Origin of the sequence: Pseudoalteromonas sp. KS88 (assembly GCF_004766475.1) — a bacterium.
GTDB lineage: Bacteria > Pseudomonadota > Gammaproteobacteria > Enterobacterales > Alteromonadaceae > Pseudoalteromonas.
In genome coordinates this window covers 1-25162 of the sequence record NZ_PYHV01000017.1, presented here as the reverse complement: position 1 = coordinate 25162, position 25162 = coordinate 1, and the positions used below count along the sequence as shown (strand labels likewise).

The window sequence follows — 25162 nt, the reverse complement described above, 5'->3', positions numbered from 1 at the left end:
CTGTAACAGTGGAGAATCGCGCGAGTTTAAATTAGAATACCCCCGACCATAGTGATGAATTGCTCTCACATGCTAAATTTGCGCTATGGATATCCGTTCAAAAACTGTTTAATTAGGTAAAAAACATGACCTCATCTCACGAGTTAGAATACACTAATAGCTGGCAAGAACGCCAAGATTATGCTGAAAGCATGCAACCGATAATCGGTAAATTATACCGTAGTCGTGGTATTGAAATTGCTGTTTATGGTCGTCCACTTGTTAACGCAAGCCCTATTGATATCATCAAATCTCACAAAACTGTGGCACAATTTGAAGGTACAAAATTACGTTTACGCGAAAGCTTCCCATTTCTAGAAGCAATCAGCAAAATGGATTTAAACTCAGCGCGTATTGATATTGGTAAGCTGGCATATGGATACCTGTTTAATGATGCTGCTAAAGGTCGTTCAGTTGAAGAATACTTAAACGATGAACTAGCTGAAATCATTAATTCAAAAGCTAAAGAGCCTCGTGATGTTGTTTTATATGGATTTGGACGTATAGGTCGTTTACTTGCGCGCTTATTAATTGAAAAGTCTGGTCCATATGCTGACTTACGTTTACGTGCGATTGTTGTTCGTGGTGGTAAAGATGGTGACCTTGAAAAGCGTGCAAGCTTATTACGCCGCGATTCTATCCATGGTCCATTCAATGGCTCGATTACAATTGATAAAGAGCGTAATGCAATTAAAGCAAATGGTAGCTACATTCAAGTTATCTACGCTAATTCGCCAAGTGAAATTGATTACACAGCATACGGTATTGAAGATGCACTTATTGTCGATAATACAGGTATCTGGAAAGACGAAGCAGGCCTTGGCCAGCACCTTGAATCAAAAGGCGCTGCAAAAGTACTATTAACAGCACCTGCTAAAGGTAATATTAAAAACATCGTATACGGTGTAAATAACCAAGATATTCTACCTGAAGATAAAATTGTGTGTGCGGCAAGCTGTACAACAAATGCCATTACGCCAACGCTTAAAGCATTAAATGATAAGTTTGGTATTAATAATGGTCACGTAGAAACCGTTCACTCATACACAAATGACCAAAACCTAATTGATAACTACCACAAAGCAGAGCGCCGTGGTCGTGCTGCTGCATTGAATATGGTTATTACAGAAACGGGTGCTGCTAAAGCAGTTTCAAAAGCATTACCTGAACTTGAAGGTAAACTAACAGGTAACGCAATCCGTGTACCAACACCTAACGTTTCATTGGCAATCTTAAATCTAAACTTGGCGACAGATACATCAGTAGAAGAGCTTAACTCTTTCTTACGCAATGCCGCTTTACATTCAGATTTACGTGATCAAATCGATTACACTGCTTCAACTGAAATTGTATCTACCGATTTAGTGGGTAGTCGCTACGCGGGTGTTGTTGATTCACAAGCAACGATTGTTGATGGTAACCGTGTTGTACTTTATGTTTGGTACGATAATGAATTTGGTTACAGCTGTCAGGTTGTTCGCTGTATGCGTGACATGGCTGAAGTTGCATTTCCAAGCTTACCGCGTTAAGCAATAAGATTTAGCTAAATACGAAAGCCAGCAATTGCTGGCTTTTTTAGTCGTGAATTTTTTCAAAATTCAAGGTGTGTGGTAGGCTGTTTCTAGTTCACTACATTTTACTAACAAAACGCTCCATCAAAAGAGTGTTACATAATTTCTGACTAATATTGATTGGTTAGACTTTATTATTCACCTAGAGGTTTATTTTACATGAAGATCACCAGTAATTTTGACAGTGGTAATATCAATGTTATTGCAGCCACAGACCCATTAAATATTCAATTAGAGATCAATAAAGATCATCAATCGGATTTTTTTCAATGGTTTCATTTTCGTTTAGAGACAATGCCGTTTCAAAACCATAAATTACACATCAACAATCTTGAAAACTCCGCTTATCCTGATGGCTGGGTAGGTTATCACGCTGTTGCATCGTATGATCGTCAAACATGGTTTCGTGTTCCTTCAAATTACAGTGACGGTACGCTAAGTTTTGAAATTGAACCTGAGTGCGGCACAATTTACTTTGCTTATTTTGCCCCGTATAGCTACGAGCGCCATTTAGACTTAATTACATGGGCGCAAAGCCAAGAAGCATGTCAGCTAGAAACACTTGGTGAAACACTCGATGGCCGAGATATGAGTGTGTTGCGTGTGGGTGGTGAGAGTGATGAGAATAAGAAAATAATCTGGATCACAGCACGTCAGCACCCAGGTGAAACAATGGCCGAATGGTATGTTGAGGGTGTATTACATAAGTTACTGGATGATGAAGACCCGCATGCAGCAGCTCTTCTATCTAAAGCAGTATTCTATATCGTACCAAACATGAACCCAGATGGCAGTGCGCGTGGTCACTTACGTACTAATGCTAAAGGTGTAAACTTAAACCGTGAGTGGCAAACACCGAGTATGGAAAATAGCCCTGAAGTGTATTTAGTGCTTAACAAAATGCGTGAAACAGGCCTTGATATGCACTTAGATATTCATGGTGATGAAGCCATTCCATATAACTTTGTTGCAGGCAGTGAAGGCATTCCAAGCTACGATGCTCGCATGAAAGACCTAGAAGATAGCTTTAAAGCAGCTTTGCTTGTTGTGACTCCTGAGTTCCAAGATGAGCATGGCTATCCAAAAGATGCGCCAGGTGAGGCAAACTTAACTGTAGGCTCATCAGCGGTAGCTGAAGAGTTTAAAGCACTTGCTTATACTGTAGAAATGCCATTTAAAGATAACGATGATTTACCTGATCCAGACTATGGCTGGTCAGACCGTCGCTCTTATCAATTCGGACAAGATACATTAGCGGCCATTGTTAATGTTGTTGATAAGCTAAGATAATTTCATATCATATGGGCGCCTTTGAGCGCCTATTATCCCCACAAAACATCCCCAGTTGTTATTTCAAATTGATTTTTGGAAATTAAGTGTTAACAAACTTGATAGGTTTAAGTTAACATGAGTGCGTTACCCTTATTAAAGTGCTATTTATCGATTTAATTGGCAAGGGTTGTCACATATTCTGAGTTACTAAAGCAAAGTATCGTAACTAAAAATAAAAAATATAATTGTAGAGGATATCTATGGAAGCTTTTGTAAGCGCTGTTAATGATGTTGTGTGGAGTAGTGCACTCATTTACTTATGTCTAGGCGCAGGTCTATTTTATTCTATTCTAACTCGTTTTGCTCAAGTTAGACATTTCAAAGAAATGTGTAAACTGCTACTCACTTCTAACCGTTCAACAACAGGTATCTCGTCATTCCAAGCACTTGCCGTATCATTATCAGGGCGTGTGGGCGTAGGTAACATTGCAGGTGTTGCTGCTGCAATAGGCTTTGGTGGCCCAGGTGCCATTTTTTGGATGTGGATTGTTGCTTTTTTAGGTGCGAGCACGGCATACGCAGAGTCAACTTTAGGGCAAATTTATAAAACAGAAGAAGACGGCCAATATCGTGGTGGTCCAGCGTATTATTTTGATCGTTGCTTAGAGCAAAAATGGCTAGGTATTTTATTTGCTGTTTCTGCAATCATTGCCTGTGGTGTATTTTTACCCGGCGTTCAAGCTAATGCCGTTGGTAATGCGTTCACTCAAGTTTTTGGTAACGGAGAAATGGTATCAACGAGTTTTGGTGAAGTTGGTACATTTAAATTAGTGGCACTGGCGATTATTTTAATCGTGTTAGCGTTTATCATTTTTGGTGGTATTAAGCGCATTGCAAACTTTACCCAAATAGTCGTGCCATTTATGGCGTTAGGTTACATTGTACTAGCACTTATCGTGGTATTTTTAAATGTAGATAAAGTACCGGGTATCTTCTCGTTAATTATTTCTGATGCATTCACCGCACAAGCTGGTTTTGGTGCCGCGATAGGTTGGGGTGTAAAGCGCGGTATTTATTCTAATGAAGCGGGTCAAGGTACAGGCCCTCATGCCGCTGCTGCTGCTGAGGTTGATCACCCTGCACAACAAGGTTTAGTACAAGCATTTTCAGTGTATGTTGATACAATTTTTGTTTGTACAGCAACGGCACTAATGATTTTAATAACACAGCAATACAACGTTGTTGGTGAACTGCCAGCGGGTCAATTTATTGTACAAAATGTTGATGCTACAACTGAAGTAGGCTCAGCTGCATTCACTCAAATGGCATTATTTAGCGTATTTGGTGGTTTTGGTGAGGCGTTTGTAGGTGTGGCTTTATTCTTCTTCGCGTTTACTACGATACTTGCTTACTACTACATAGCAGAAACCAACGTAGCTTATTTAAACCGCTACTTTAAAGGCAGTATCCCATTATTAATCGTTAAATTAGTGATTATGTTTATGGTCGCATACGGCATGGTTAATAATTCTGGCTATATTTGGAGTATTGGTGATATTGGCGTGGGCTTAATGGCGTGGATCAATATTGTTGGTATATTAGCTATTTTCTTCGTTGCGAAACCTGCTCTAAACTGTTTACGTGACTATGAAGAGCAAAAGAAAGCGGGCGGCGAGATTACGTTTGATCCGGTCAAATTGGGTATAAAAAATGCCACTTTTTGGGAAAAACGTTTAGCTGATAAAGCAAAAGAAAAAGTAAAACAGCCGGAATAATTAAGGATTACATTGGTGATTCTGATGTATTCATCACCTTTGGCAATGTCTTAGCAATTGATTGCAATTCAAAACAGACATAGCGGCATAAAACAAGTACAATACAAGGCGCCTACAGGCGCCTTTTTTTATGTGAAGTATGGAGAGTTATATGGCGATTGTCAGTTGTCCTAGTTGTAATAAATCGATATCAGATAAACATAAACAATGCCCTCATTGTGAGAATAACGTGGCAGAGCTTAATGATGAGCAACGCCAGCAACTATTGCGTGAAAAGCGCATCAATAAACAACAAATGTTTATGAATCACTCCTTTTTTGCACTATTCATATTCTTAGGTGGCTTTTTTTGTTTGTATTTTTTACAGCCAGAACCTGAAACAGCAAGATGGTATTTATGTTCTGCAGCCATTGGCATCGGGTGTATTTGGTATTTAGTTAATCGCGTAATTTTAGTAGTACTTAAAAAGAAAAATTGATATGAACATCGACAACCTTGTAAATAATATTACCCCAGAATTATTTGAACGTTTACAGTATGGTGCTGCAACAGGCAAGTGGCCTGATGGCACTGCACTCAGTGACGAGCAAAAAGAGCAAACAGTGCAAATTGTCATGCTTTATCAAGCTAAAGTAGCCCAATCAAACGAGCAATTTACCATTGGGTCTAATGGCGAAATGGTACAAAAGAGCAAAGCGCAGTTACAGAAAGAATTTAACTCAGATAATGAAATAGCAAGGTTCAGTGAACATGATCTTTAAACATCTTTTTACCCCAAAGTGGAAACACCCAAAACAACACGTTCGTTTAGAAGCGATTGAAAGATTAGATGTAGAACGAGATGCAACTATTCTGAACAAGCTTGCACTTGATGACAATTCAGTTGAAATTAGAAAAAAGGCGCTCAACAAAGTAAATGATTTAGTGTTGTGGTGGAAAGCCTATAAACAAGATCAAAATCTAAAAGACCTAGCTGAGCAGCATATTTCGAATGCAGTATTAAATAACGAGCAGGCGCTTAACAACGATATCAAAAATGAATACATCGAACGTTTTGCACCAGTTAAAACGCTCGAAAAGCTGGCCTTCGCTGAAAAAGAATTACAAGTTAGAGTTAAGCTACTAAAGCGATTAGCGAACCCTAAGCTAACAGAAAAGGCTTTTAAAGAAGGCTCTGTTGAATTACAGCAGCAGTTAGTTGAGCTTGTTATTAATCAACAATTAGCAAAAACGTTAGTCAAACATGCACAAGGTGAGGCCAAGAGTAGTTTGCAAACGTATTTAGATGACGAGCAACGTGCTATTGAAATGCCCATTCAAGTGCAAAATGAAACGCGTGTTATTTTAGCGAAACTCAATGCATTGCGCGAAAAGCAGGACTATGAGCTTGTTAACGAACAAAGCCAAGCACTTATTGCGCAATGGCAAACGCAAGAGCTTAAATGGTTAAGCACTGAACAAGTCACAAACCTAGAAGAAAAATATAACGCAATAACCACTAAACTGAACACGCATGTGTCTCAGTTAAAAGCGAAATTTGACCAACAACAAGCAGAGCTTGCGCAAAAGCAGCGTGACGTATTAGCAATTGCTAACCTTGAAGCATTGAGTGAAGAGATTGAAAATGCATTGCAATTGGGCTTAGAAACGCCAGAGCAAATTCAACAAGATTGGTTAGATGCAAAAGTAACGCAAGCACAAGAAGCAATGAATACAAGCGAACTGGTAGACAGTGCGCAAAAAGCCCAAGTCTTTACTAAGTTATCTCAACTTGCAAAACAGGTTGCTCAGTTACCACAATTAAGTGCTGCCATTACGCAGTTTAAGCAGGCATTTAATGAACTCACTGAAGTAACGACAGATGTTGATAAAAGTACATTTGATGATGTTAGTCAAGAGTTCGATTTAGCTTATAAAGCAGCGAATGCACCATTAAAACAGCTGCCAGTAGCGTTACAGGCTCCGTTTAAGGCGCAATTAAAAGCGCAAAAGCAATTATGGTCTAATGCTGTTGAGCCACTCACTAAGCAACTAACAAAAAACCAACAGCAAGCGAGTCGTAAGGGTCGCGATGTAAAACGCTTAATTGAACAAGGTCGTTTTAATGTGGCATTTGGTGTGTTTAAAGGCTTTGTTGAGCTTTATGATTCATTAACCCCCGCTTTTGCACAGCAACTTGATAAACTGAAAGTTGAATTAGAGACGCAACTTGAAAATGCACGAGACTGGCAAAAATATGCGTCTGCACCTAAGCGTGAAGAGCTCATAAATGAAGTTACAACGTTATTAGAGCAGCCTTGTACAGATGCAAAAGCGCGAGTTGCACAAGTGAAAACGTTACGCCGTCGTTGGAATGAGTTAGGGCGTTTAGACACAGAGCAAGAGCAACAGCAGGGTAAAGAGTTCGATGAAAAAATTGAGCTTCTCTTTGCACCTTGTCGTGAATACTTTGCGCAATTGGAACAGCAACGAGAGCAGATCAAACAATCGAGAGAGACCGTTATTTCTCAAATGCAGGCCTTGGCACAAACAGATACTGCTCTTGAAGCCTTTGATTGGAAAGAATACGAAAGCCAATATAATCGTATAAACAAAGCATGGCGAAATGCCGGTAACGTAGAACCTAAAGTGTATCGTGAGTTACAAACGCTTTATAAGCCACACCAGCAAACTGTTTTACATACACTTAATTCATTTCATAAAGCGAATAGCGCAGCTAAAAACAGCCTTGTTGAACACGCTGAACAATTATCACAGTCAGATAATTTGGCTGATGCTTGCCAGCAACTCAAAGAGCTGCAACAGCAGTGGCAAAAAATTGGTTTTGCTGGCGTAAAAGCCGAAAACGCATTATGGCAAAAGTTTCGTCAGTTTAATGACTTAACATTTGCTAAGCGCAGTGAAGAGTTTGCTCAGCACAAAGAACAGCAGGCGACGGATAATGCTATTATCGAACAGCAATTATCAGAATTAGAAGATGCGCTTCCTGCGGTTAACCAAAAAGCACAATTACTTGATTTGCGCACAAAGGTATCAGCTTTAACGCAAGTTAAGTCGCTTTCAAACCGGATCAATGCTTTACAAGCTGCGATTGATACAAAGTTAGCAGAGTTGACACAACAAGCAGCTAAAGCTGACTTTAATGCACTCTTTAGCGCACTGGAAAATCAAGAGGCTATCCCTGCACAATGGAAAGCTAATACAACGAGCCACCTTTCAGTTGCACAGTTATTAATACGTATGGAAATTCTTGCGAACGTAGATAGCCCTGCAGGCAGTGAACGTATGGCTGAGCAAGTTGCTATGCTTGATGATAAACATCGTGGTGAGCAAGCTGATTTGCAGTTTTACCTTAAACAGCTGCTTGCGCTCAGTGAGGGTTCAGTTGATGCTGACACACTAGTGCGATTAAAAACGATTTTTAACGCATAGTACCTTTGCGTTATATGAAATTAAATAAAGCCGCAATCTAGCGGCTTTATTTTTGAATAGGAAAAACACATGAAATTGATTTTATTAATAGGTTGTTTATTTTTATCAGCGTGTAATACCACACAGGGCGTATCGGTTTACTCATTTACTGACACAGAAATCGAAACGGTATTAAAGCAGCAACTACCCAAACTAAGTGATCAAATAAAACTCGTAGGTTTACCTGTGCAATTTGATGTCAATGATATTAGCGTTGACGTTGGTCCAAACAACCGTGATGTAATTGTTCTTGGTGCGGACTCAAGCGCTGTTATTAATGCATTTGCACTAAAATACCCTGTGCGCCTGAAGTTACAAATTGAAGGAGCTCCTTATTATGACAGTGAGAAGAAAGCGGTATTTTTGCAACGTGTAAAACTTTTAAACTCCACAATTGATGCAGGTGGCTTTAAAGGTAACTTAGGTGTGCTAGATGATGAAGCGATGAAAATTATTAATGGCTTTTTAGCGGTCAACCCTGTTTATACGCTTAATATGAATGACCCAAAAGTCGCTTTGTTAAGTAAGCTACCGTTAGATATGAAAGTAGCGCAAGGTGCGATAAAACTGGTACCCAGTATTTAATCTATGAGCAAATAAAAAGCCCTGATAAAATCAGGGCTTTTTGTCAGGGGAATGTTTAGAAGCTAGTTTACGTCAGCATAAAAACAGCCAAAACCGGGCAGGGTTAAGCGCTTGTCGGTTACAGTTGCATTATGATGGCTAAGCTGTTCATGTGAGTTTATTATCGTGTTGCTCAGCGTTAATGTTTCAGTGCTGGCTGCTAAGTTAAATACGCACAGCATTGTTTTACCTTCCAATCGACGATAGAACGCTAGCACTGGTTCAGGTGTATCAATAAACTCAATATCACCTTCTAGCAACACAACCTGCGTTTTACGCCACGCCATAAACTCACGAAATGCGTTCAAAATAGAATCTGCATTTGTATCTTGCTCATTAACCGCTTGGCGTTTATGGTTTGCATCGACAGGTAACCAAGGTTTTGTCGTTGAAAAACCAGCTTGCTCACAATTGTCGTTATGCCAAGGCATCGGTGTACGACAGCCATCACGGCCTTTAAAGTTTGGCCAAAAGGTAATGCCGTATGGGTCTTGTAAGTCTTCAAACGCAACATTGGCTTCGCCAAGGCCTAACTCTTCACCTTGGTACATGCAGACACTACCACGCAACGATGCAAGTAGGGCGCTCAACATTTTACATTGTGAGGGGTTGATGCTGTTGTCGCTGCTCCAGCGACTTGCTACACGCTCAACATCATGATTACTGAACGCCCAGCATGGCCAGCCTTCAGTCATGCGTTCTTCAAGTGTTTTAACTGTTGTGCGAATGTACTCGCTGCTGTAGTCATTAGTCAGTAGTTCAAAACTGTAACCCATGTGCAGCTTATCGCCGCCAGCTGTGTATTGAGCCATAGTGGCGAGTGAGTCTTCAGAAGATATTTCACCTAACGACACAGTACCAGGGTATTTGTTAAGTAAGGCACGAATATCCTGCATAAAGCTAATATTTTCAGGCTGGGTGTTGTTGTAGTCATGATATTGAAATGCGTACGGATTATCCTCACTAAAACCACGACCTTGGCGTTTTTCAGGTGGTTTAGCTGGGTTATCACGAAGCTGCGCATCGTGATAGCAAAAGTTAATGGCATCTAAACGAAAACCATCAACACCTTTTTTAAGCCAAAACTCAACGTTTTCCAGTACTGCTTTGCGTACATCTGGATTATGGAAATTTAAGTCAGGTTGCTCTGTTAAAAAGTTATGTAAATAGTATTGCCCGCGACGAGGCTCCCACTGCCAAGCAGGTCCACCAAAAATGCTTAACCAATTATTTGGTTGAGTACCGTCTGGCTTTGAATCGGCCCATACGTACCAATCAGATTTGTCATTGTTTTTATCTTCACGGCTGTCTAAAAACCATTGATGTTGATCTGACGTGTGGCTTAATACTTGGTCAATAATGATTTTGATATCACGCTGGTGGGCTTGAGCAATTAACTCATCAAAGTCATTTAAATCACCAAACAAAGGGTCAATGTCACGATAATCACTTATATCATAGCCAAAATCTTTCATTGGGGATTTAAAGAATGGTGAGATCCAAATAGCATCAACACCTAAACTTTTAATGTAGTCAATTCGAGAGATGATCCCTTTTAAATCACCAATTCCATCGCCATTGGTATCTTGAAAACTGCGCGGGTAGACTTGATAAATAACTGCGCCTTTATACCATTGCTGCTGAGCCATGCTTTTCTCCATCGTGACAATGCTGCTTCACCACATTTGTTGTAGTGATTACGTCAATCTTATATGTGGCTACTACTTCGCCACGTTATTTTTAAAAAGCATACGTGAAGGTCACAAGAGTGTAAAAAGACTGCATACGTATGCATGGTAAATAGATTCAAAGTGTGCAAGTAAGCGCACTTAAATTTCATAATTAAAAGAGACATATTAATGTTTTGTGAAAACTTACCAATTTGTTAAATAAAACTATTAACAATAGGGCGTTTCCAACTTGGTGCGATTTTAAAAGGGTTTGCTAGTTGTTGGTGCAATAAGAAATGGTCTTACCAATTGGCTGTAGTTAAAATGTTCGGGCTGCGTAAGTCGACTAATAAGCGACTTTGTTGGAAATGAATGCCTTAGGTGTTCATCTAGCAGGCACAAGGGATTCAGAACAAGGAAATTAGTTTTTATTTAGGCTGCACCATTATATTTATTTTTTATTCCCATAAAAACAATGTGTTGACTAAATTTTTGTGAAGTTTTTGTTAAAAGAAGTGGTTTTGCACTAACCTGAATACGTATGCATAAAGTTGTTAATAAAATAAGGCGAGCGTTAATATTCATCCTGACAACAAAATCAGCCAATGAGTCGCTCGCTTCTATCACAAGCAGTGAATAACGTTGGTAATACAAAATATGGGTAACGGGAAAACATCATGTCTATGTTCAAACCAAGTATATTAACAATTGCACTTGCAACAGCAGGTATTAGCAGTTTCGCTTCATACGCACAAGAAGAGCAATCAACAGCAAATAATGATGTCGAAGTCATCGAAATTAAAGGTTTTCGTGGCAGTGTTGTTGAATCAATCAATACAAAGCGTTTTTCATCAGAAGTGGTTGAATCTATCTCTGCTGAAGATATCGGTAAATTACCAGATTCGTCGATTGCAGAATCAATTGCTCGCTTACCGGGTTTAACGGCGCAGCGCCTTGATGGTCGTGCTAGCCGTGTTAGTGTGCGTGGTTTCAGCGAAAACGAAAGTGCAACAACCTTTAATGGTCGTGAGCAAGTGTCGATTGGTGATAACCGTGGCGTTGAGTTTGACCTTTACCCATCAGAAATAATGAGCGGTGTAACCGTATATAAAACACCAAGCGCGAGCATTGAGGCAGAAGGTATTGCTGGTGTAATCGACATGCAAACCGTAAAACCTTTAAGCAAAGGTGAGCGAGTCATCATGTTTAATGGCCAATTAGAGCAAACAGGCTTTGATAAGCTAAACCCAGACGGCGATGATCAAGGTTATCGTGGCACAGTTTCATACATTGACCAGTTTGCAGATGATACGTTCGGTGTTGCATTTGCTTATAACAAAATGAGTTCACCAAACCAAGAGAAGCGTTGGAACTCATGGGGCTACCCTGATTTTACTGGCGATGATGGTCAATCATATTCTATCCTCGGTGGTGCAAAACCGTATGTACGTTCTTCAACGCTTGAACGTGATTCAGCCATGTTAGTACTTGAAGCTGCACCAACAGATCGCTTAAACATGACGTTTGACGCGTTATACATTGATTTCTCAGATGAACAAATCCTACGTGGTATTGAAGTTCCATTCGCATGGGGCCAAGGTTCAATTGACCCAGCTTCAACAACCGTTGACGCAGAAACAGGTTTTATCACAAGTGCATTAACGCAAGGACAACGAGTTGTTGTTCGTAACGATCACCAAGAAAGAAAAGCAGATTTAACGCAATTTGGTTTTAATGTTAAATATGACCTAAACGATGACTGGAGCACTGAGTTTGATATAAGCCGCTCAGAAGTAGAGCGTCAGTTATGGAGTATTGAAAGTTATTCAGGCACAGGTCGCGGTGATGCTAATGGTGTAGCTGACAATATTGGTTATGCGTTTGACGGCGGAAACACAGGTGCACAGTTTTCACATGAGTTAGATTACAGTGACTATAGCTTAATGCAATTAGGTGGACCATTATCATGGGGTGCAAGTGCCGCACTTAATGACAAGTATGGTTTAACTGACACGCCATACCAGAATACAGCACAAGATGGCTTTATTAACGCGCCAAAAATCAATGATGAGCTGACAACGCTTAAGCTTGCTGCCAGTAAAATGCTTGATAACGCATATGTAAGCACCATTAAATTTGGTATGTCATACCGTGATCGTGAAAAGTCAAAACTGTCTGAAGGTTATTTCTTAACATTAAAAGACTTTTCATTGTCAAACCCTGGCATGATGTCAGTGCCTGAGCAATACCGTTTAGGTTCAGCCAGTCTTGATTTTATCGGCATGGGCGACATGATTGCTTATGACACAAGAGGGCTTGTGAATGACGGTTACTATGACCTATTGCAAGAGAGCCTAACAGACCAAAAACACAAAACGCAATCGTGGACAGTGCAAGAAAAGGTAACAGCATTCTTCGCGCAAGCTGATATCAATGCTGAACTTGGTTCAATCCCTGTAACAGGTAACATTGGTGTGCGCTATGTTAAGACTGAACAGTCTTCACAAGGCTCAGCAGCAAACACGGTAGACGGTTTAGTGGTAGTATCACCTACAGATGTTAGCCATGATTACAGCCATATTCTACCGAGCCTTAACTTATCTTTCGCAATTGATGAAGAGCAAACGGTGCGTTTTGGTGCAGCAAAAACTATTTCTCGTGCGCTATTAAATGACATGAATTCGTCGATTAATGCATCTTACTCGCAACAGCCAGATGATAACGGTAATTTCTGGAATATTTCAGGCGGTAACCCTAAGCTTGAACCAAAAGAAGCCACAGGTTTCGATGTAAGTTATGAAAACTACTTTAATGCCGAAGGTTATTTCTCTGCTGCAGTTTTCTATAAAGACATCACACAATGGATATTTGACGGTAATTACGAAGTTGACATGTCAGGTGTTGCAAACCCAGCAACCGGCGAAATACCAGCAAGCTCTACAGGTTCAGGTTCTGGTAAAGTCAATGGCGGCGGCGGTGACCTGTGGGGTTACGAGCTTTCACTGGCGTTACCATTTAACATGTTTCACTCGTCACTAGATGGCTTTGGTTTAATTGCTAGTCACACTGGTATTGAACAAGATGTTGAAAATCAAAACGGTCAACCATACGAACTTGTTGGTTTATCTGACCAAATTGATAGCCTGACAGTGTACTTTGAGCGTAACGGCTTCCAAGCACGTACCAGCATGCGTAAACGTAGTGACTTTAAAGGTAACGTGAATGGTTTAGGTCTTGCCGCTACTCAGGTTGATATTGAAGGCGAAACAATTTGGGATGCACAAATTGGCTATGACTTTGGTGAAGCTGGTGTCGAAAGCCTAGAAGGCTTAAATGTGACATTCCAAGTACAAAATATCACAGAAGAACCGTTCACCACACTACAAGGTGACAATGCACTGCAAGTACGTGATTACCAAGACTACGGTCGTACATTCTTGTTAGGCTTTAGTTACAAGTTATAATAATCTTTAGCGTTGAAAAGCCCTTGTGAATTGTTTTACAAGGGCTTTTTTATATCGACTACACTTAAGCAAAAACAAGTGGAGCAGGGGCTATGAAAAATAAACAAATAAAAGAAGTGGTAATAGCGGGTGGTGGCACTGCTGGGTGGATCACCGCAGCGCTACTTAATAAAGTGCTCGGCAAAGTTGTTAACATTACCCTTGTTGAATCAGATCAAATTGGCACCGTGGGCGTAGGCGAGGCGAGTATACCGCCCATTCTTCATTTAAATGCCGCGTTAGGTATTCGAGAAAACGAGTTTATTAAAGCAACTCAAGCAACCATTAAATTGGGGATCGAATTTGAAAACTGGCGTTCACAAAAGCACTCATACATGCATGCTTTTGGCGATATTGGCAAAGACTTTCCGTTTTGTGAATTTTATCATTTTTGGTTAAGAGCCAAACAGCAAGGCACAGCCTCTGATTTTTGGGATTTCTCCCTTAACTACCAAGCTGCAAAACAGCATAAGTTTACTCATCTTCAACACATACCTAACACACAATTGACCGGTTTAAATTACGCCTATCATTTTGATGCCACACTGTATGGCGAGTATTTAAAATCGCTTTCCATATCACGGGGCGTTAACCGAATTGAAGGTAAAATAGCCCAAGTTGAGCAATGTCAAAATACAGGCTTTATTACGGCGCTTGCACTTGAAGATGGCCAAACAGTTACCGGTGATTTATTTATCGATTGCACTGGGCTGAGCGCCTTATTGATTGAACAAACCCTCAATACTGGCTTTGAGGATTGGTCTCATTGGCTACCTTGCGATAGCGCTATCGCGGTACAAACAAAAAGCGCAGCTGAGCCTGTACCTTATACCCGTTCTATTGCGCACGATGCTGGTTGGCAGTGGCAAATACCACTACAGCACCGAGTTGGTAATGGCTTAGTGTTTTCAAGCCGCCACATTACTGATGAACAGGCAAAACAACAGTTATTAGAAAATCTTCCTGGCGAGCCTATTACTGAGCCGAGAGTTATTCGATTTAAAACAGGGCGTCGTCGTAAACAGTGGCATAAAAATGTGGTGTCTGTGGGTTTATCAAGCGGGTTTTTAGAGCCGTTAGAATCGACCAGTATTCATTTAATCCAAACCGCGGCTATTCGTTTAATTAAGCTTTTTCCACATAACGGAATTGATGACAGCTTAGTCGAGACATTTAATCAACAAAGCCAAACTGAAATTGAACGCATTCGTGATTTTATTATTCTGCATTACAAATTAACCGAACGGACCGACAGTGCTTTTTGGCGTCAATGTAAGCAAATGAGTATTCCAGATTCACTGCAAAAGAAAATCGATTTATTTAAAGCGACTGGCAAAATTATACGTGAAGATGACGAGCTGTTTGCACAAATCGCTTGGCAACAGGTGATGATAGGGCAAGGGCTTGAAGCAAACGACTATTCTGCACTTGCAAGTGCATTAAATGATGACCAACTCAGCGAGTTATTTAGCAGCTTAAAAACGTTAATTAACGGCACTGTTGAGCAACTTCCTAGCCACAGTGACTTTTTACTACGGATGAAAAATAATTAAGATGAAAAAGACTCTCCGCAAATTTATCGCAAGCACCTTTATAGCAGCCTGCTTGGGCACAACTTTGAGCGCCAATGCGCTATCTATTTCGCCAGAAAACTGGTGGGTTGGCATGCAAAACAGCACATTACAAATTATGCTGCATGAAAATGAGGTTGCAAAACAACACTGGCAACTCGTGCCATACCCGGGCGTTAAGTTAAAAGGTATTACCAAAACGGATAACGCAAATTATTTATTTATAGATCTTGATATTAGCCCAAGTGCCAAGCCGGGCAACTTACTTTTTAAGAATCAAGCGGGCGATCAATTTAAATACCCGCTATTAGCACGCAACAAGCGAAGCGCAGAACGTCAGGGGTTTGATAGCGGCGATACAATTTACTTAATTAACCCAGATCGTTTTGCCAATGGCGATACGAGTAACGATACCGTCAAAGGTATGAAAGAAGCTGCCAAACCAGCAGAACGTGGCGGGCGCCACGGAGGTGACATTCAAGGTATTATTAACGCGCTACCCTACTTAGATAAGTTGGGTGTTACGCAATTATGGCTAACCCCGCCGCTTGAAAATGATATGCCCAGTTATTCATACCATGGCTACGCCATTACCGATTTTTACACTATAGATCCACGTATGGGTTCGAATGAACTTTATAGGGAGTTATCATCTAATGCGAAGCAACATGGTATCGGTTTAGTGATGGACTTAGTACTGAACCATTTTGGCTCAGAGCATGTGTGGATGACAGATAAACCAACGTCAGATTGGATTAACTTCAATGGCGAATTTGCAGACGGTAAAAATGCCACTAGTCACGCACGTCAAACGATTCAAGACCCACACGCAAGTGAGTTCGATAAGCGACAGTTTAATGATGGTTGGTTTGTATCAACCATGCCAGATTTAAATCAACGCCAGCCTTTATTAGCAACCTACCTTATTCAAAATGCGATTTGGTGGATTGAATATGCTGACTTAAGTGGGATTAGGGTGGATACCTATTCCTATTCCGACAAGGCATTTTTAGCCGATTGGACTAAAGCAATCATGACCGAATACCCTGCCTTTAATATCGTAGGCGAGGAGTGGACATCCAACCCAGCCATTGCGTCTTATTGGCAAGCAGGCAAAGTGAATAATGATGGGTATACATCGAGTTTACCCAGTGTGATGGACTTTGCATTGCAAGAGTCAGTTATTCAAGCGCTTAATGAACAAGAAAGCTGGAATACGGGCTGGGTGAAAGTGTACCAGTCACTGGCGAATGACTTTTTATACCCCAACCCTGATAACTTACTTGTGTTTGCGGATAACCATGATATGAGCCGCGTATACACAGAACTTGGGCAAGATCTTGCCAAAACAAAAATGGCGATGACCTTGTTGTTAACGACTCGGGGAATTGCGCAAATGTATTACGGTACAGAAATACTGCTCGATAACACGGGTAGTAACGACCATGGTGATATACGCATCGATTTTCCAGGAGGATTTGAAGGGCAAAAAGCGAACGCGTTCACGGGCCAAGGCTTAAATAGCGATCAAATTGAAATGCAGCAAACTATCACCACATTGCTAAACTTTAGAAAAAATAGCCCCGCGTTAAGCAAAGGTAAACTCACTCATTTCAGCCCTAAAAATGGCGTATATAGTTATGCCAGAATAAGCGAGCAACAAACCGTACTCGTACTTTTAAACAAAAATACGCAGACCAAATCGTGGTCACTGGACTACATGAATGAGGTACTTGCAGGTAAAAAGCAAGCGCAGACTCTTTTTACAAAGCAAGCAGTCAGGTTAAATAAGCCCATCTCACTCCCTGCAATGAGTGCTCTGGTATTGGTGATTGAATAGGGTGAATACGTATGCAAGTGCTGTCAGTCAGCGGCTGTTCACATTAGTATCATAGGTAAAATAAAATGACGGCTTAATGAACTCTTGTTAAGCCTTCTGATTAAATAAGAAGATTATGACAACACACACAACAAGCACAATTAAGTATGGCTCTTGGTTACTTGCCAGTAGTTTGCTGTTAGCGGGTTGCTCTGAACAGCCCGACACAAAAACAGATGAACCAGCGCCAAAGCAACATGTAAATGAGCACACCAAGCCGGTTGTATACCAAGTCTTTACACGTTTATTTGGTAATACACAGACTGCGAATGTGCCATGGGGCACTAAAGAGCAAAATGGTGTAGGCACGTTTAGTGACTTCAATAATGCAGCATTATCGGGCATTAAAGAGCTTGGAACCACTCACATTTGGTATACCGGTGTCTTGCATCACGCATTGGTGGGCGATTATAGCCAGTATGGTATTAGTCAAGATGACCCAGATGTAGTAAAAGGGCGTGCAGGCTCACCCTATGCGATTAAAGACTATTACGATGTAAATCCTAATTTAGCAATCAACCCTGAGCGACGCCTTAAAGAGTTTTCAGCGTTGATTGAGCGCACCCATCAACATGGCATGAAGGTAATTATTGATATAGTACCAAACCATGTTGCGCGAGATTATCACTCAACAGCAAAGCCTGTTGGGGTAAAAGACTTTGGTGAGCAAGATGACACCAGCGTAGAATATACTCGCGATAATAACTTTTACTATGTAACAGGGCAGTCGTTTCAAGTACCGACCAGCGAAGGCTACCAAGTACTCGGTGGTAACCCGCATCCATTAGCAGATAACTTATTTGATGAAACACCTGCTAAGTGGACGGGAAACGGCGCACGTGCAGCTAAACCAGATATAAACGACTGGTACGAAACAGTAAAAGTGAACTACGGCGTAAAGCCAGATGGCAGCTACGATTTTCCAACGTTACCAAGCGATTATGCGAACAAAGACTTACGCGCTCATTTTGAATTTTGGCAAGATAAAGATTTGCCAAATAGTTGGTATAAATTTCGAGATATTACGTTGTATTGGCTTGATAAAGGCGTAGATGGTTTTCGTTATGACATGGCCGAAATGGTGCCAGTAGAGTTTTGGAGCTTTTTAAACTCGTCTATCAAAATGCATAACCCAAACGCATTTTTGTTAGCAGAGGTATACAACCCGACTTTGTATCGTCCTTATATTCAGCAAGGCAAAATGGACTACCTTTACGACAAAGTAGGTTTTTACGACACCTTAAAAGGCGTTATGCAAGGTAAACAAGCGGCAAACAGCATTTTTGCACCACAGCAAAAAGTGGCTGATATTGAAAAACACATGCTGCATTTTTTAGAAAACCATGACGAACAACGTATCGCCAGCCCAGACTTTGCGGGCAGTGCAGCCAAAGGCAAACCGGCACTGGTAGTATCGCACTTGATTAGTCGTGCACCTACATTGTTGTATTTTGGTCAAGATGTGGGCGAGGACGGCTCAGAAGATGCAGGCTTTGGTAAGCCAACGCGTACCAGTATTTTTGATTATATTGGCGTCCCCGCGCATCAAGCGTGGATGAATAACGGTAAGTTTGATGGCGGCGCATTAACCACTGAGCAAAGCCAATTACGTGAATATTATAAATCGGTAATGGCATTGAGTAAGCACCCGGCAGTTGTTGCTGGTGATATGCAACCGTTAACCGTAAAGGGCAGTGATCAGGTTGCTGCATTTAGTCGACGCATTGGTCAGCAACAAATTTGGGTTGTTAGCAATTTTGCAGATACTCAAACAGCCATCACAATTGAGCTACCTCTAAGTACGCTGATTGATGATAAGCAAGGCACGTTCAAATTACTTGATTTACTTGAAGCAAACCAAACCGCATTAGTCACGATCACCCCCGAAAAAGCACACATTAGTCTAACGTTAGATGCGCTTAGCAGTGCAGTTCTCACTACTGGAGCACATAATGAAAGATAACAAACCAGATTTAAGTTTTTGGCAAATATGGAATATGTGCTTTGGCTTTTTAGGCATTCAATTTGGTTTTGCACTGCAAAACGGTAATGTCAGCCGAATATTTCAAACCCTCGGAGCCAACGTTGATGATATTCCTATTTTATGGGTAGCAGCACCACTAACAGGTTTGGTTGTGCAGCCAATAATTGGCTACTGGAGTGATAAAACCTGGGGTAAACTAGGTCGTCGTCGTCCGTTCTTTTTGTATGGTGCCATACTGACTACGCTTTCTTTATTTATCATGCCAAACTCACCAACGCTTTGGATTGCAGCGGGTATGTTATGGATCATGGATGCTTCAATCAATGTCACGATGGAACCATTTCGTGCCTTAGTGGGCGATAATCTACCAAAAAAACAACGCGCGACTGGCTATGCCATGCAAAGCTTTTTTATTGGGGTAGGTGCGGTAGTGGCATCAGCACTTCCATGGATGATGACCAATTGGTTTGATATAGCCAATACTGCACCAGCAGGGCAAATACCTGATTCGGTAAAGTATTCATTTTATTTTGGCGGTGTAATTTTACTTATCGCTGTTGGTTGGACCATCCTCACAACAAAAGAGTATTCCCCTGAGCAATTAGCGAAGTTCAACGAGCAAGGCAGCAGTAATGACCCTGAAACGCTTACTCACAACACGGTTAATTTCAACAAAGGCGGGATTGTTTTTACTGTGCTTGGTTTAGCAGTACTTGGCCTTGTCACGGGGCTTAATCTTGAAAAAGAGCTGTACCTCCTAGCTGGTGGCTTGGTGAGCTTTGGTATTATTCAGTTTATTGCGGGTTTACTTAAAGCCAAGCAAGCCACATCAGGCGGTTTTTACCAAGTGGTAAACGACGTATTCACTATGCCAGAGGCGATGAAACAACTGGCCTGGGTGCAATTCTTTAGTTGGTTTGCACTGTTTGCAATGTGGATTTATACCACGTCAGCGGTAACAAGCTTTCATTACGCTAGCAGCGACACTAGCTCTGTGGCGTACAATAATGGCGCGGATTGGGTTGGTATTTTGTTTGCTGCTTATAATGGTTTTGCCGCAATTGCTGCGTTATGTATCCCGATCATCGTAAAGCGTGTGGGTTTAAAACTCGCGCATGCCATCAACTTGGTATTAGGTGCGCTAGGGTTAGTTAGTTTTATAGTCATCAAAGATCCTACATTGCTTATTTGGCCAATGGTAGGCGTTGGCTTTGCATGGGCGTCTATTTTATCACTGCCTTATGCCATGTTAAGTACGTCAGTACCGAGCCACAAAATGGGTGTATATATGGGAATTTTTAACTTCTTTATAGTGATACCACAATTACTCGCTGCCAGCGTATTAGGCCTAATTTTACGTCATTTCTTTGCAAATCAACCTATTTACGCATTGGTACTAGGCGCAGTGTCGTTTGTATTAGCAGCCCTTGCTGTTATGCGAGTTAAACATACGCAGTAAACCACTTAGCGAACAATTTTAGAAATAAAGAAAATTTAAGGGTTAAAAATGAAAAAATATAACATCATTACCACAAGTTTACTTATGCTTGGTTTAACAGCCTGTAGTTCAGAACAAACAAGTACGTCAGTGACAACTCAGCAACTTACAGCGCCAGGCGCACCAGGTGCTGAACCATTTTGGGCATATTCAGGCAAAACGGGTATTGGTACCTCATTTGAGCAATACCAAAACGGTGCTTACAGCGACACTGCGGCAACCGGTACGGTCTCAAAAGTATGGTTTTCAATAGCAAAAGGCATGATCACAGAAACCATGTTTGGTCTAATTCACCAAGCCCAAATTAAAGACATGCAATTTGTTGTGGTTGGCAAAGACTTTACTGTTACAGAAACCGACGACCTTGATGTAACCATTGATTATTTATACAAAGATGAAGCAGGGCGTCCACTATCACTGGCTTACAAAGTAACTAGCACAGATAAGCAAGGTCGTTTTAGCCTAGAAAAACATATATTCACCGACCCAGACGGGCAAACGTTATTTGTACGTAGTATTTTTAATACCGAGCTCGATGGCGTAAAAGCGTATGTAAGTGTTAACCCATATATTGATAACAACGGCCTTGATGACTTTGCAAAAACAACTGAGCAAGGAGTCGTTGCTTGGCAGGGCGATAATTATTTATCACTGCAAGGCGCAAAACCGTTTAAACAGACCAGTGTTGGTTTTACGGGCAAAAGCGATGGCCTAAGTGAGCTTAAAAACTCACAGCAACTAACTAATGTATATACAAACACAGGTGAGCAATCAGGTAACGTAAGCTTGCTTGCAGAGCTGGGTGAGATTGGCAAAAACAGCCAGTTTGATTTAACCCTAAGCTTTGGTAACAACGAGCAATCGAGCTTTAAAGAAGGTAAAGCGAGTTTAAATCGTGGCTATCAGCAAGTACTTGATAACTACAATGGTAAAGGCGAGGCATTAGGCTGGCAAGATTACTTACAAAGCCTTAAGCCGCTTAATACCATGACGGCGCAAACAGCTGATAACGGTAAGCTACTTTATACCAGTGCACTGGTTTTAAAAGCGCAAGAAGACAAAACCCATGCAGGCGCCTTAATTGCGTCTTTATCAAACCCATGGGGCGAAACGGTCTCAGCTGAAACAGGGTCAACAGGTTATAAAGCGGTTTGGGTACGTGACTTTTACCAAGTCGCTATGGCCTTTATGGCAATGGGCGATAGTGCCACAGCTAAAACCGCATTTGAATACCTTGAAAAAGTACAAGTAAACGCCAAAACTCCAGGCAACAATGGCGACACAGGCTGGTTCTTACAAAAAACACATGTTGATGGCGAGCTTGAATGGGTGGGCGTACAGCTTGACCAAACCGCCATGCCTATTATGCTTGCATGGAAACTGCACCAAGCCGATGTATTAACTGATGCAGAGCTCACTGATTGGTACGGGCGCATGTTAAAACCTGCTGCTGACTTTTTGGTAGACGGTGGGCGCGCCAAAATTTTGTGGAACGATATGCAAATTACGCCGCCAGCTACTCAGCAAGAGCGCTGGGAAGAGCAAGAAGGATATTCACCTTCAACTACTGCAGCGGTTGTTGCAGGCCTTATCACTGCGGCTGATATTGCAACACTCGCTGGCGATGACAAAAACGCAAAGCGTTACCTTAAAACCGCCAAAAGTTACAACAGCGATATTGAAAACATTATGTTTACTACTGCCGGTAATTTAGAATCAAGCAATTCAGACGGTGAGTATTTTATTCGTATTGGCCAAGACAAAGACGCCAATTCAAACACTAAAATTAACGCCAATAATGGCCGTGAAGGCTTTAATAAAAAGCAAATTTTAGACGGTGGCTTTTTAGAGCTAGTACGCTACGGTGTGCGTGAAGCACTCGCGCCAAGTATCGTAAAAACATTGTCAGAATATGACGATGAAACGTTAGCCGATAACTTACAAGTTAAGTACAGCTTTAACTTTAGTGATGGCAGCGGTTCATTCCCAGGCTTTCGCCGCTATGGTAACGACGGTTACGGCGAAGATGAAGTAACTGGCACAAACTACGCCGAAGGTGGGCAAAATACCCCAGGGCAACGTGGTCGTGTTTGGCCGTTCTTTACAGGCGAGCGAGGTCATTACGAAATTGCTGCAGCCAATGCCACGCAATCGTTAAACGCAGACAAACAACAAGCCATTAAAAACACGTATGTGAAAGGGTTAGAGCAGTTTGCTAACGAAGGCATGATGCTACCTGAGCAAGTATGGGACGGCGTGGGTAATAACAAAGCCGGCTATCAACTCGGCGAGGGCACTAACTCTGCCACACCACTTGCGTGGACGCATGCAGAATACGTTAAACTGGTTCGTTCTTTAAGCGACAAACAGGTATGGGATCACTACCCAGTGGTTGAAAAGGCACTAAAGTAAGTTTGTTTTAATAAGTAATACTAAGAGCCACGGTTAACAGCCGTGGTTTTTTACGTTAAGGCTTTATCAATTGGGCTCATTGTATTGCTGAATCGGCTACCAATTACATGGGTATAAAGCTCTGTTGTTTTTAAATCTGAATAACTCTTGTACTGTGCGAATATCGCAACCATTCACCAATAATTGTGTTGCAAATGTATGCCTGAATGTATGCGCTTTAACATTTTTATTTAGCCGTACTGCTAGTACGGCTTTTCTAAGCTGCTTTCTAAAGGAAGTTTCATGAAGGTGGTGACGGCAAATATAGCCGTCGTAAGGGTGAACGCATCGAGTAGATGAGGGGAATAGATACTGCCACGAAAAATCTTTTGCGGCATTACCATATTTTCTTAAGAGTGCAGGGGGCAATGATGTTAAACCATAGCCCTTTGCTAAGTCATGGCTGTGTGTATTTTTAACGTACTCAATTTGATTATTTAAATTATCATTTAATGATTTAGGTAACAAAGTATAACGGTCTTTTTTACCTTTACCGCGAAAAACAAATAATGTGTTGTTATCTAGGTTTAGGTCTTTTACGCGTAGTTTTAACGCTTCGTTTATTCTTAGCCCGCAGCCATATAATATTGACGCTATTAACCGGTATTTACCAGATAATTTATTAATTATAGTTAATGCCTCTTCATGAGTTAACACTGTAGGTAATGCTCTTTCCCGCTTTGTGAATGAGTAAGACAACCCCTTAATCTCACGTTTAACAATGTAACGATATAAAAACATAATCGCACATAGCGCTTGATTTTGCGTTGCAGCACTTACTTGTTTGTTAACAGCCAAGTTGTTTAAAAACCGTTCTATATTATGGCTTCCCATGTCATCAGGATGCTTTTTGTCATTAAACAAAATAAAGTACTTTATCCAGTAGAGATACACCTTCTCAGTTTGAATACTATAGCGTCTAGTACGCAATTCTGATCTGATCATTTCTAAATAAGGTGAACTCATAGCCAACCCTTCTAATGCTGTTTATTTATACAGTTATAATTCATAGTAAGGATTTTGCAACTCAAATTCTCGGTATATACTTGATTAGAGTTCTCGGTTTATCTTTTGAATAAGATTAAGCTTTTGATTTTAATGATGTTTTATTCGGTTGTTCTCCTTTAATAAAAATGTAGGTTCTCGATTAAGTAAATTCTCGCTATGAGAGAAACGAATTTTTGTTGCCGTCTTCCTAATAAGTTAGTAAGTTAATAATATTATTATAAATTTTAAAGTGTATTTACGTAGAATAGGGTAAGCACTAGAAAGTGTTTATCGGTATTCTTGGTAATACGCTGTTAGCCATACATAAGGATCTGCATGAGCGTTGTAGCAAGCATTAAGAAATCAGTCTGGAATCTTGGCGCTGTTTGTTTTTTTATTTGGTTTGGGTTTAAGGCTATAGGTTATGGAATGGATCTTTTTGACATCGAAGGGCCTTCACTCTGCTCCTATACCGACGTAGCTGAATTTCCTTCTCCAAATGGTAAAAAAATTGCGAAGCTCGGTTATTCGGATTGCGGTGCAACGACTAATTGGCAAACAGGTATAAATATTGTCGATGTAGAAACTGGTAAGGTCTTCAATGGCTTCTTTGGTTTAGACGGTAAACCAGAAAAATTGGAAGTAATATGGGAGTCAGATATAAAGTTAACTTTAACTAACTTCCCAATAGAAGACTTACTATGGTTCAACCAAGATTACTTTTCAGGTGTATCAGTTGAAATCAAGTCAGGTATGGCTAACAAGTCGTTAAAGCAGGACAAATAACAGTTGGCTTTTGCTCCTGCGTCGCTTATTTTAGCCAACATATTATTTGCCTCTTAACGAGGCTACATGGACTCCCCTTTG

Annotated in this window: 16 protein-coding genes; 14 read left to right on the top strand and 2 right to left on the bottom strand. The window is 40.9% G+C overall.

Annotated elements, in window-relative coordinates:
* The first annotated feature begins 125 nt into the window (after nucleotides 1-125).
* The 7 genes from C7Y70_RS10760 (at nucleotide 126) to C7Y70_RS10730 (ending at nucleotide 8713) form a co-directional block, all read left to right on the top strand.
* Nucleotides 126-1568 (top strand): glyceraldehyde-3-phosphate dehydrogenase, encoded by a 1443-nt coding sequence (locus C7Y70_RS10760; RefSeq protein ID WP_099295797.1) that lies wholly within the window; start codon nucleotides 126-128, stop codon nucleotides 1566-1568.
* A 201-nt stretch (nucleotides 1569-1769) separates the two neighbouring features.
* A complete protein-coding gene (locus C7Y70_RS10755; RefSeq protein ID WP_099295796.1) occupies nucleotides 1770-2900 on the top strand; it encodes a M14-type cytosolic carboxypeptidase in 1131 nt (376 codons plus the stop codon).
* A gap of 242 nt (nucleotides 2901-3142) precedes the next feature.
* On the top strand, nucleotides 3143-4657 hold the full coding sequence (locus tag C7Y70_RS10750) for an alanine/glycine:cation symporter family protein (protein WP_135474929.1): 1515 nt from the start codon (nucleotides 3143-3145) through the stop codon (nucleotides 4655-4657).
* A gap of 151 nt (nucleotides 4658-4808) precedes the next feature.
* Nucleotides 4809-5135, top strand: coding sequence for a hypothetical protein (locus C7Y70_RS10745; protein WP_099295794.1), 327 nt, complete (start codon nucleotides 4809-4811; stop codon nucleotides 5133-5135).
* Between the two features lies 1 nt (nucleotide 5136).
* Nucleotides 5137-5418: a DUF1315 family protein gene (locus C7Y70_RS10740; protein WP_135474928.1), complete on the top strand. Its 282-nt coding sequence runs from the start codon at nucleotides 5137-5139 to the stop codon at nucleotides 5416-5418.
* Nucleotides 5408-8089, top strand: coding sequence for a DUF349 domain-containing protein (locus tag C7Y70_RS10735; RefSeq protein ID WP_135474927.1), 2682 nt, complete (start codon nucleotides 5408-5410; stop codon nucleotides 8087-8089). Before C7Y70_RS10740 ends, C7Y70_RS10735 begins: the two co-directional genes overlap by 11 nt.
* Before the next feature lie 69 nt (nucleotides 8090-8158).
* Nucleotides 8159-8713: a DUF1439 domain-containing protein gene (locus C7Y70_RS10730; protein WP_099295791.1), complete on the top strand. Its 555-nt coding sequence runs from the start codon at nucleotides 8159-8161 to the stop codon at nucleotides 8711-8713.
* Nucleotides 8714-8775: 62 nt separating this feature from the next.
* Here the strand turns inward: C7Y70_RS10730 and C7Y70_RS10725 are convergent, their stop codons facing one another.
* Nucleotides 8776-10401, bottom strand: a complete 1626-nt coding sequence (locus C7Y70_RS10725) for an alpha-glucosidase family protein (protein ID WP_135474926.1) — start codon at nucleotides 10399-10401, stop codon at nucleotides 8776-8778.
* A gap of 698 nt (nucleotides 10402-11099) precedes the next feature.
* Here C7Y70_RS10725 and C7Y70_RS10720 point away from each other — a divergent pair.
* The 6 genes from C7Y70_RS10720 to C7Y70_RS10695 all read left to right on the top strand — a co-directional run bounded on the left by C7Y70_RS10720 (nucleotide 11100) and on the right by C7Y70_RS10695 (nucleotide 23269).
* Nucleotides 11100-13886 (top strand): TonB-dependent receptor, encoded by a 2787-nt coding sequence (locus C7Y70_RS10720; RefSeq protein ID WP_099294345.1) that lies wholly within the window; start codon nucleotides 11100-11102, stop codon nucleotides 13884-13886.
* 92 nt (nucleotides 13887-13978) lie between these two features.
* On the top strand, nucleotides 13979-15478 hold the full coding sequence (locus C7Y70_RS10715; RefSeq protein WP_135474925.1) for a tryptophan halogenase family protein: 1500 nt from the start codon (nucleotides 13979-13981) through the stop codon (nucleotides 15476-15478).
* Nucleotide 15479: 1 nt separating this feature from the next.
* Nucleotides 15480-17336, top strand: coding sequence for a glycoside hydrolase family 13 protein (locus C7Y70_RS10710; protein WP_135474924.1), 1857 nt, complete (start codon nucleotides 15480-15482; stop codon nucleotides 17334-17336).
* Nucleotides 17337-17451: 115 nt separating this feature from the next.
* Complete coding sequence (locus C7Y70_RS10705) at nucleotides 17452-19338, top strand: alpha-amylase family protein (protein ID WP_135474923.1); 1887 nt, start codon at nucleotides 17452-17454, stop codon at nucleotides 19336-19338.
* Complete coding sequence (locus C7Y70_RS10700) at nucleotides 19328-20818, top strand: MFS transporter (RefSeq protein WP_135474922.1); 1491 nt, start codon at nucleotides 19328-19330, stop codon at nucleotides 20816-20818. The genes C7Y70_RS10705 and C7Y70_RS10700 overlap by 11 nt, the downstream gene beginning before the upstream one ends.
* Nucleotides 20819-20866: 48 nt before the next feature.
* Entirely contained in the window at nucleotides 20867-23269 is a 2403-nt protein-coding gene (locus tag C7Y70_RS10695; RefSeq protein WP_135474921.1) for a glycoside hydrolase family 15 protein, read from the top strand.
* Nucleotides 23270-23365: 96 nt separating this feature from the next.
* On the opposite strand, the gene C7Y70_RS10690 is transcribed toward C7Y70_RS10695, so the two are convergent.
* The gene (locus C7Y70_RS10690; protein ID WP_245321488.1) at nucleotides 23366-24274 is read right to left on the bottom strand and encodes an integron integrase; all 909 of its coding nucleotides are present in this window, start codon (nucleotides 24272-24274) and stop codon (nucleotides 23366-23368) included.
* Between the two features lie 450 nt (nucleotides 24275-24724).
* Here C7Y70_RS10690 and C7Y70_RS10685 point away from each other — a divergent pair, with 450 nt between their 5' ends.
* Nucleotides 24725-25081: a hypothetical protein gene (locus C7Y70_RS10685; protein ID WP_135474920.1), complete on the top strand. Its 357-nt coding sequence runs from the start codon at nucleotides 24725-24727 to the stop codon at nucleotides 25079-25081.
* Nucleotides 25082-25162: the final 81 nt, after the last annotated feature.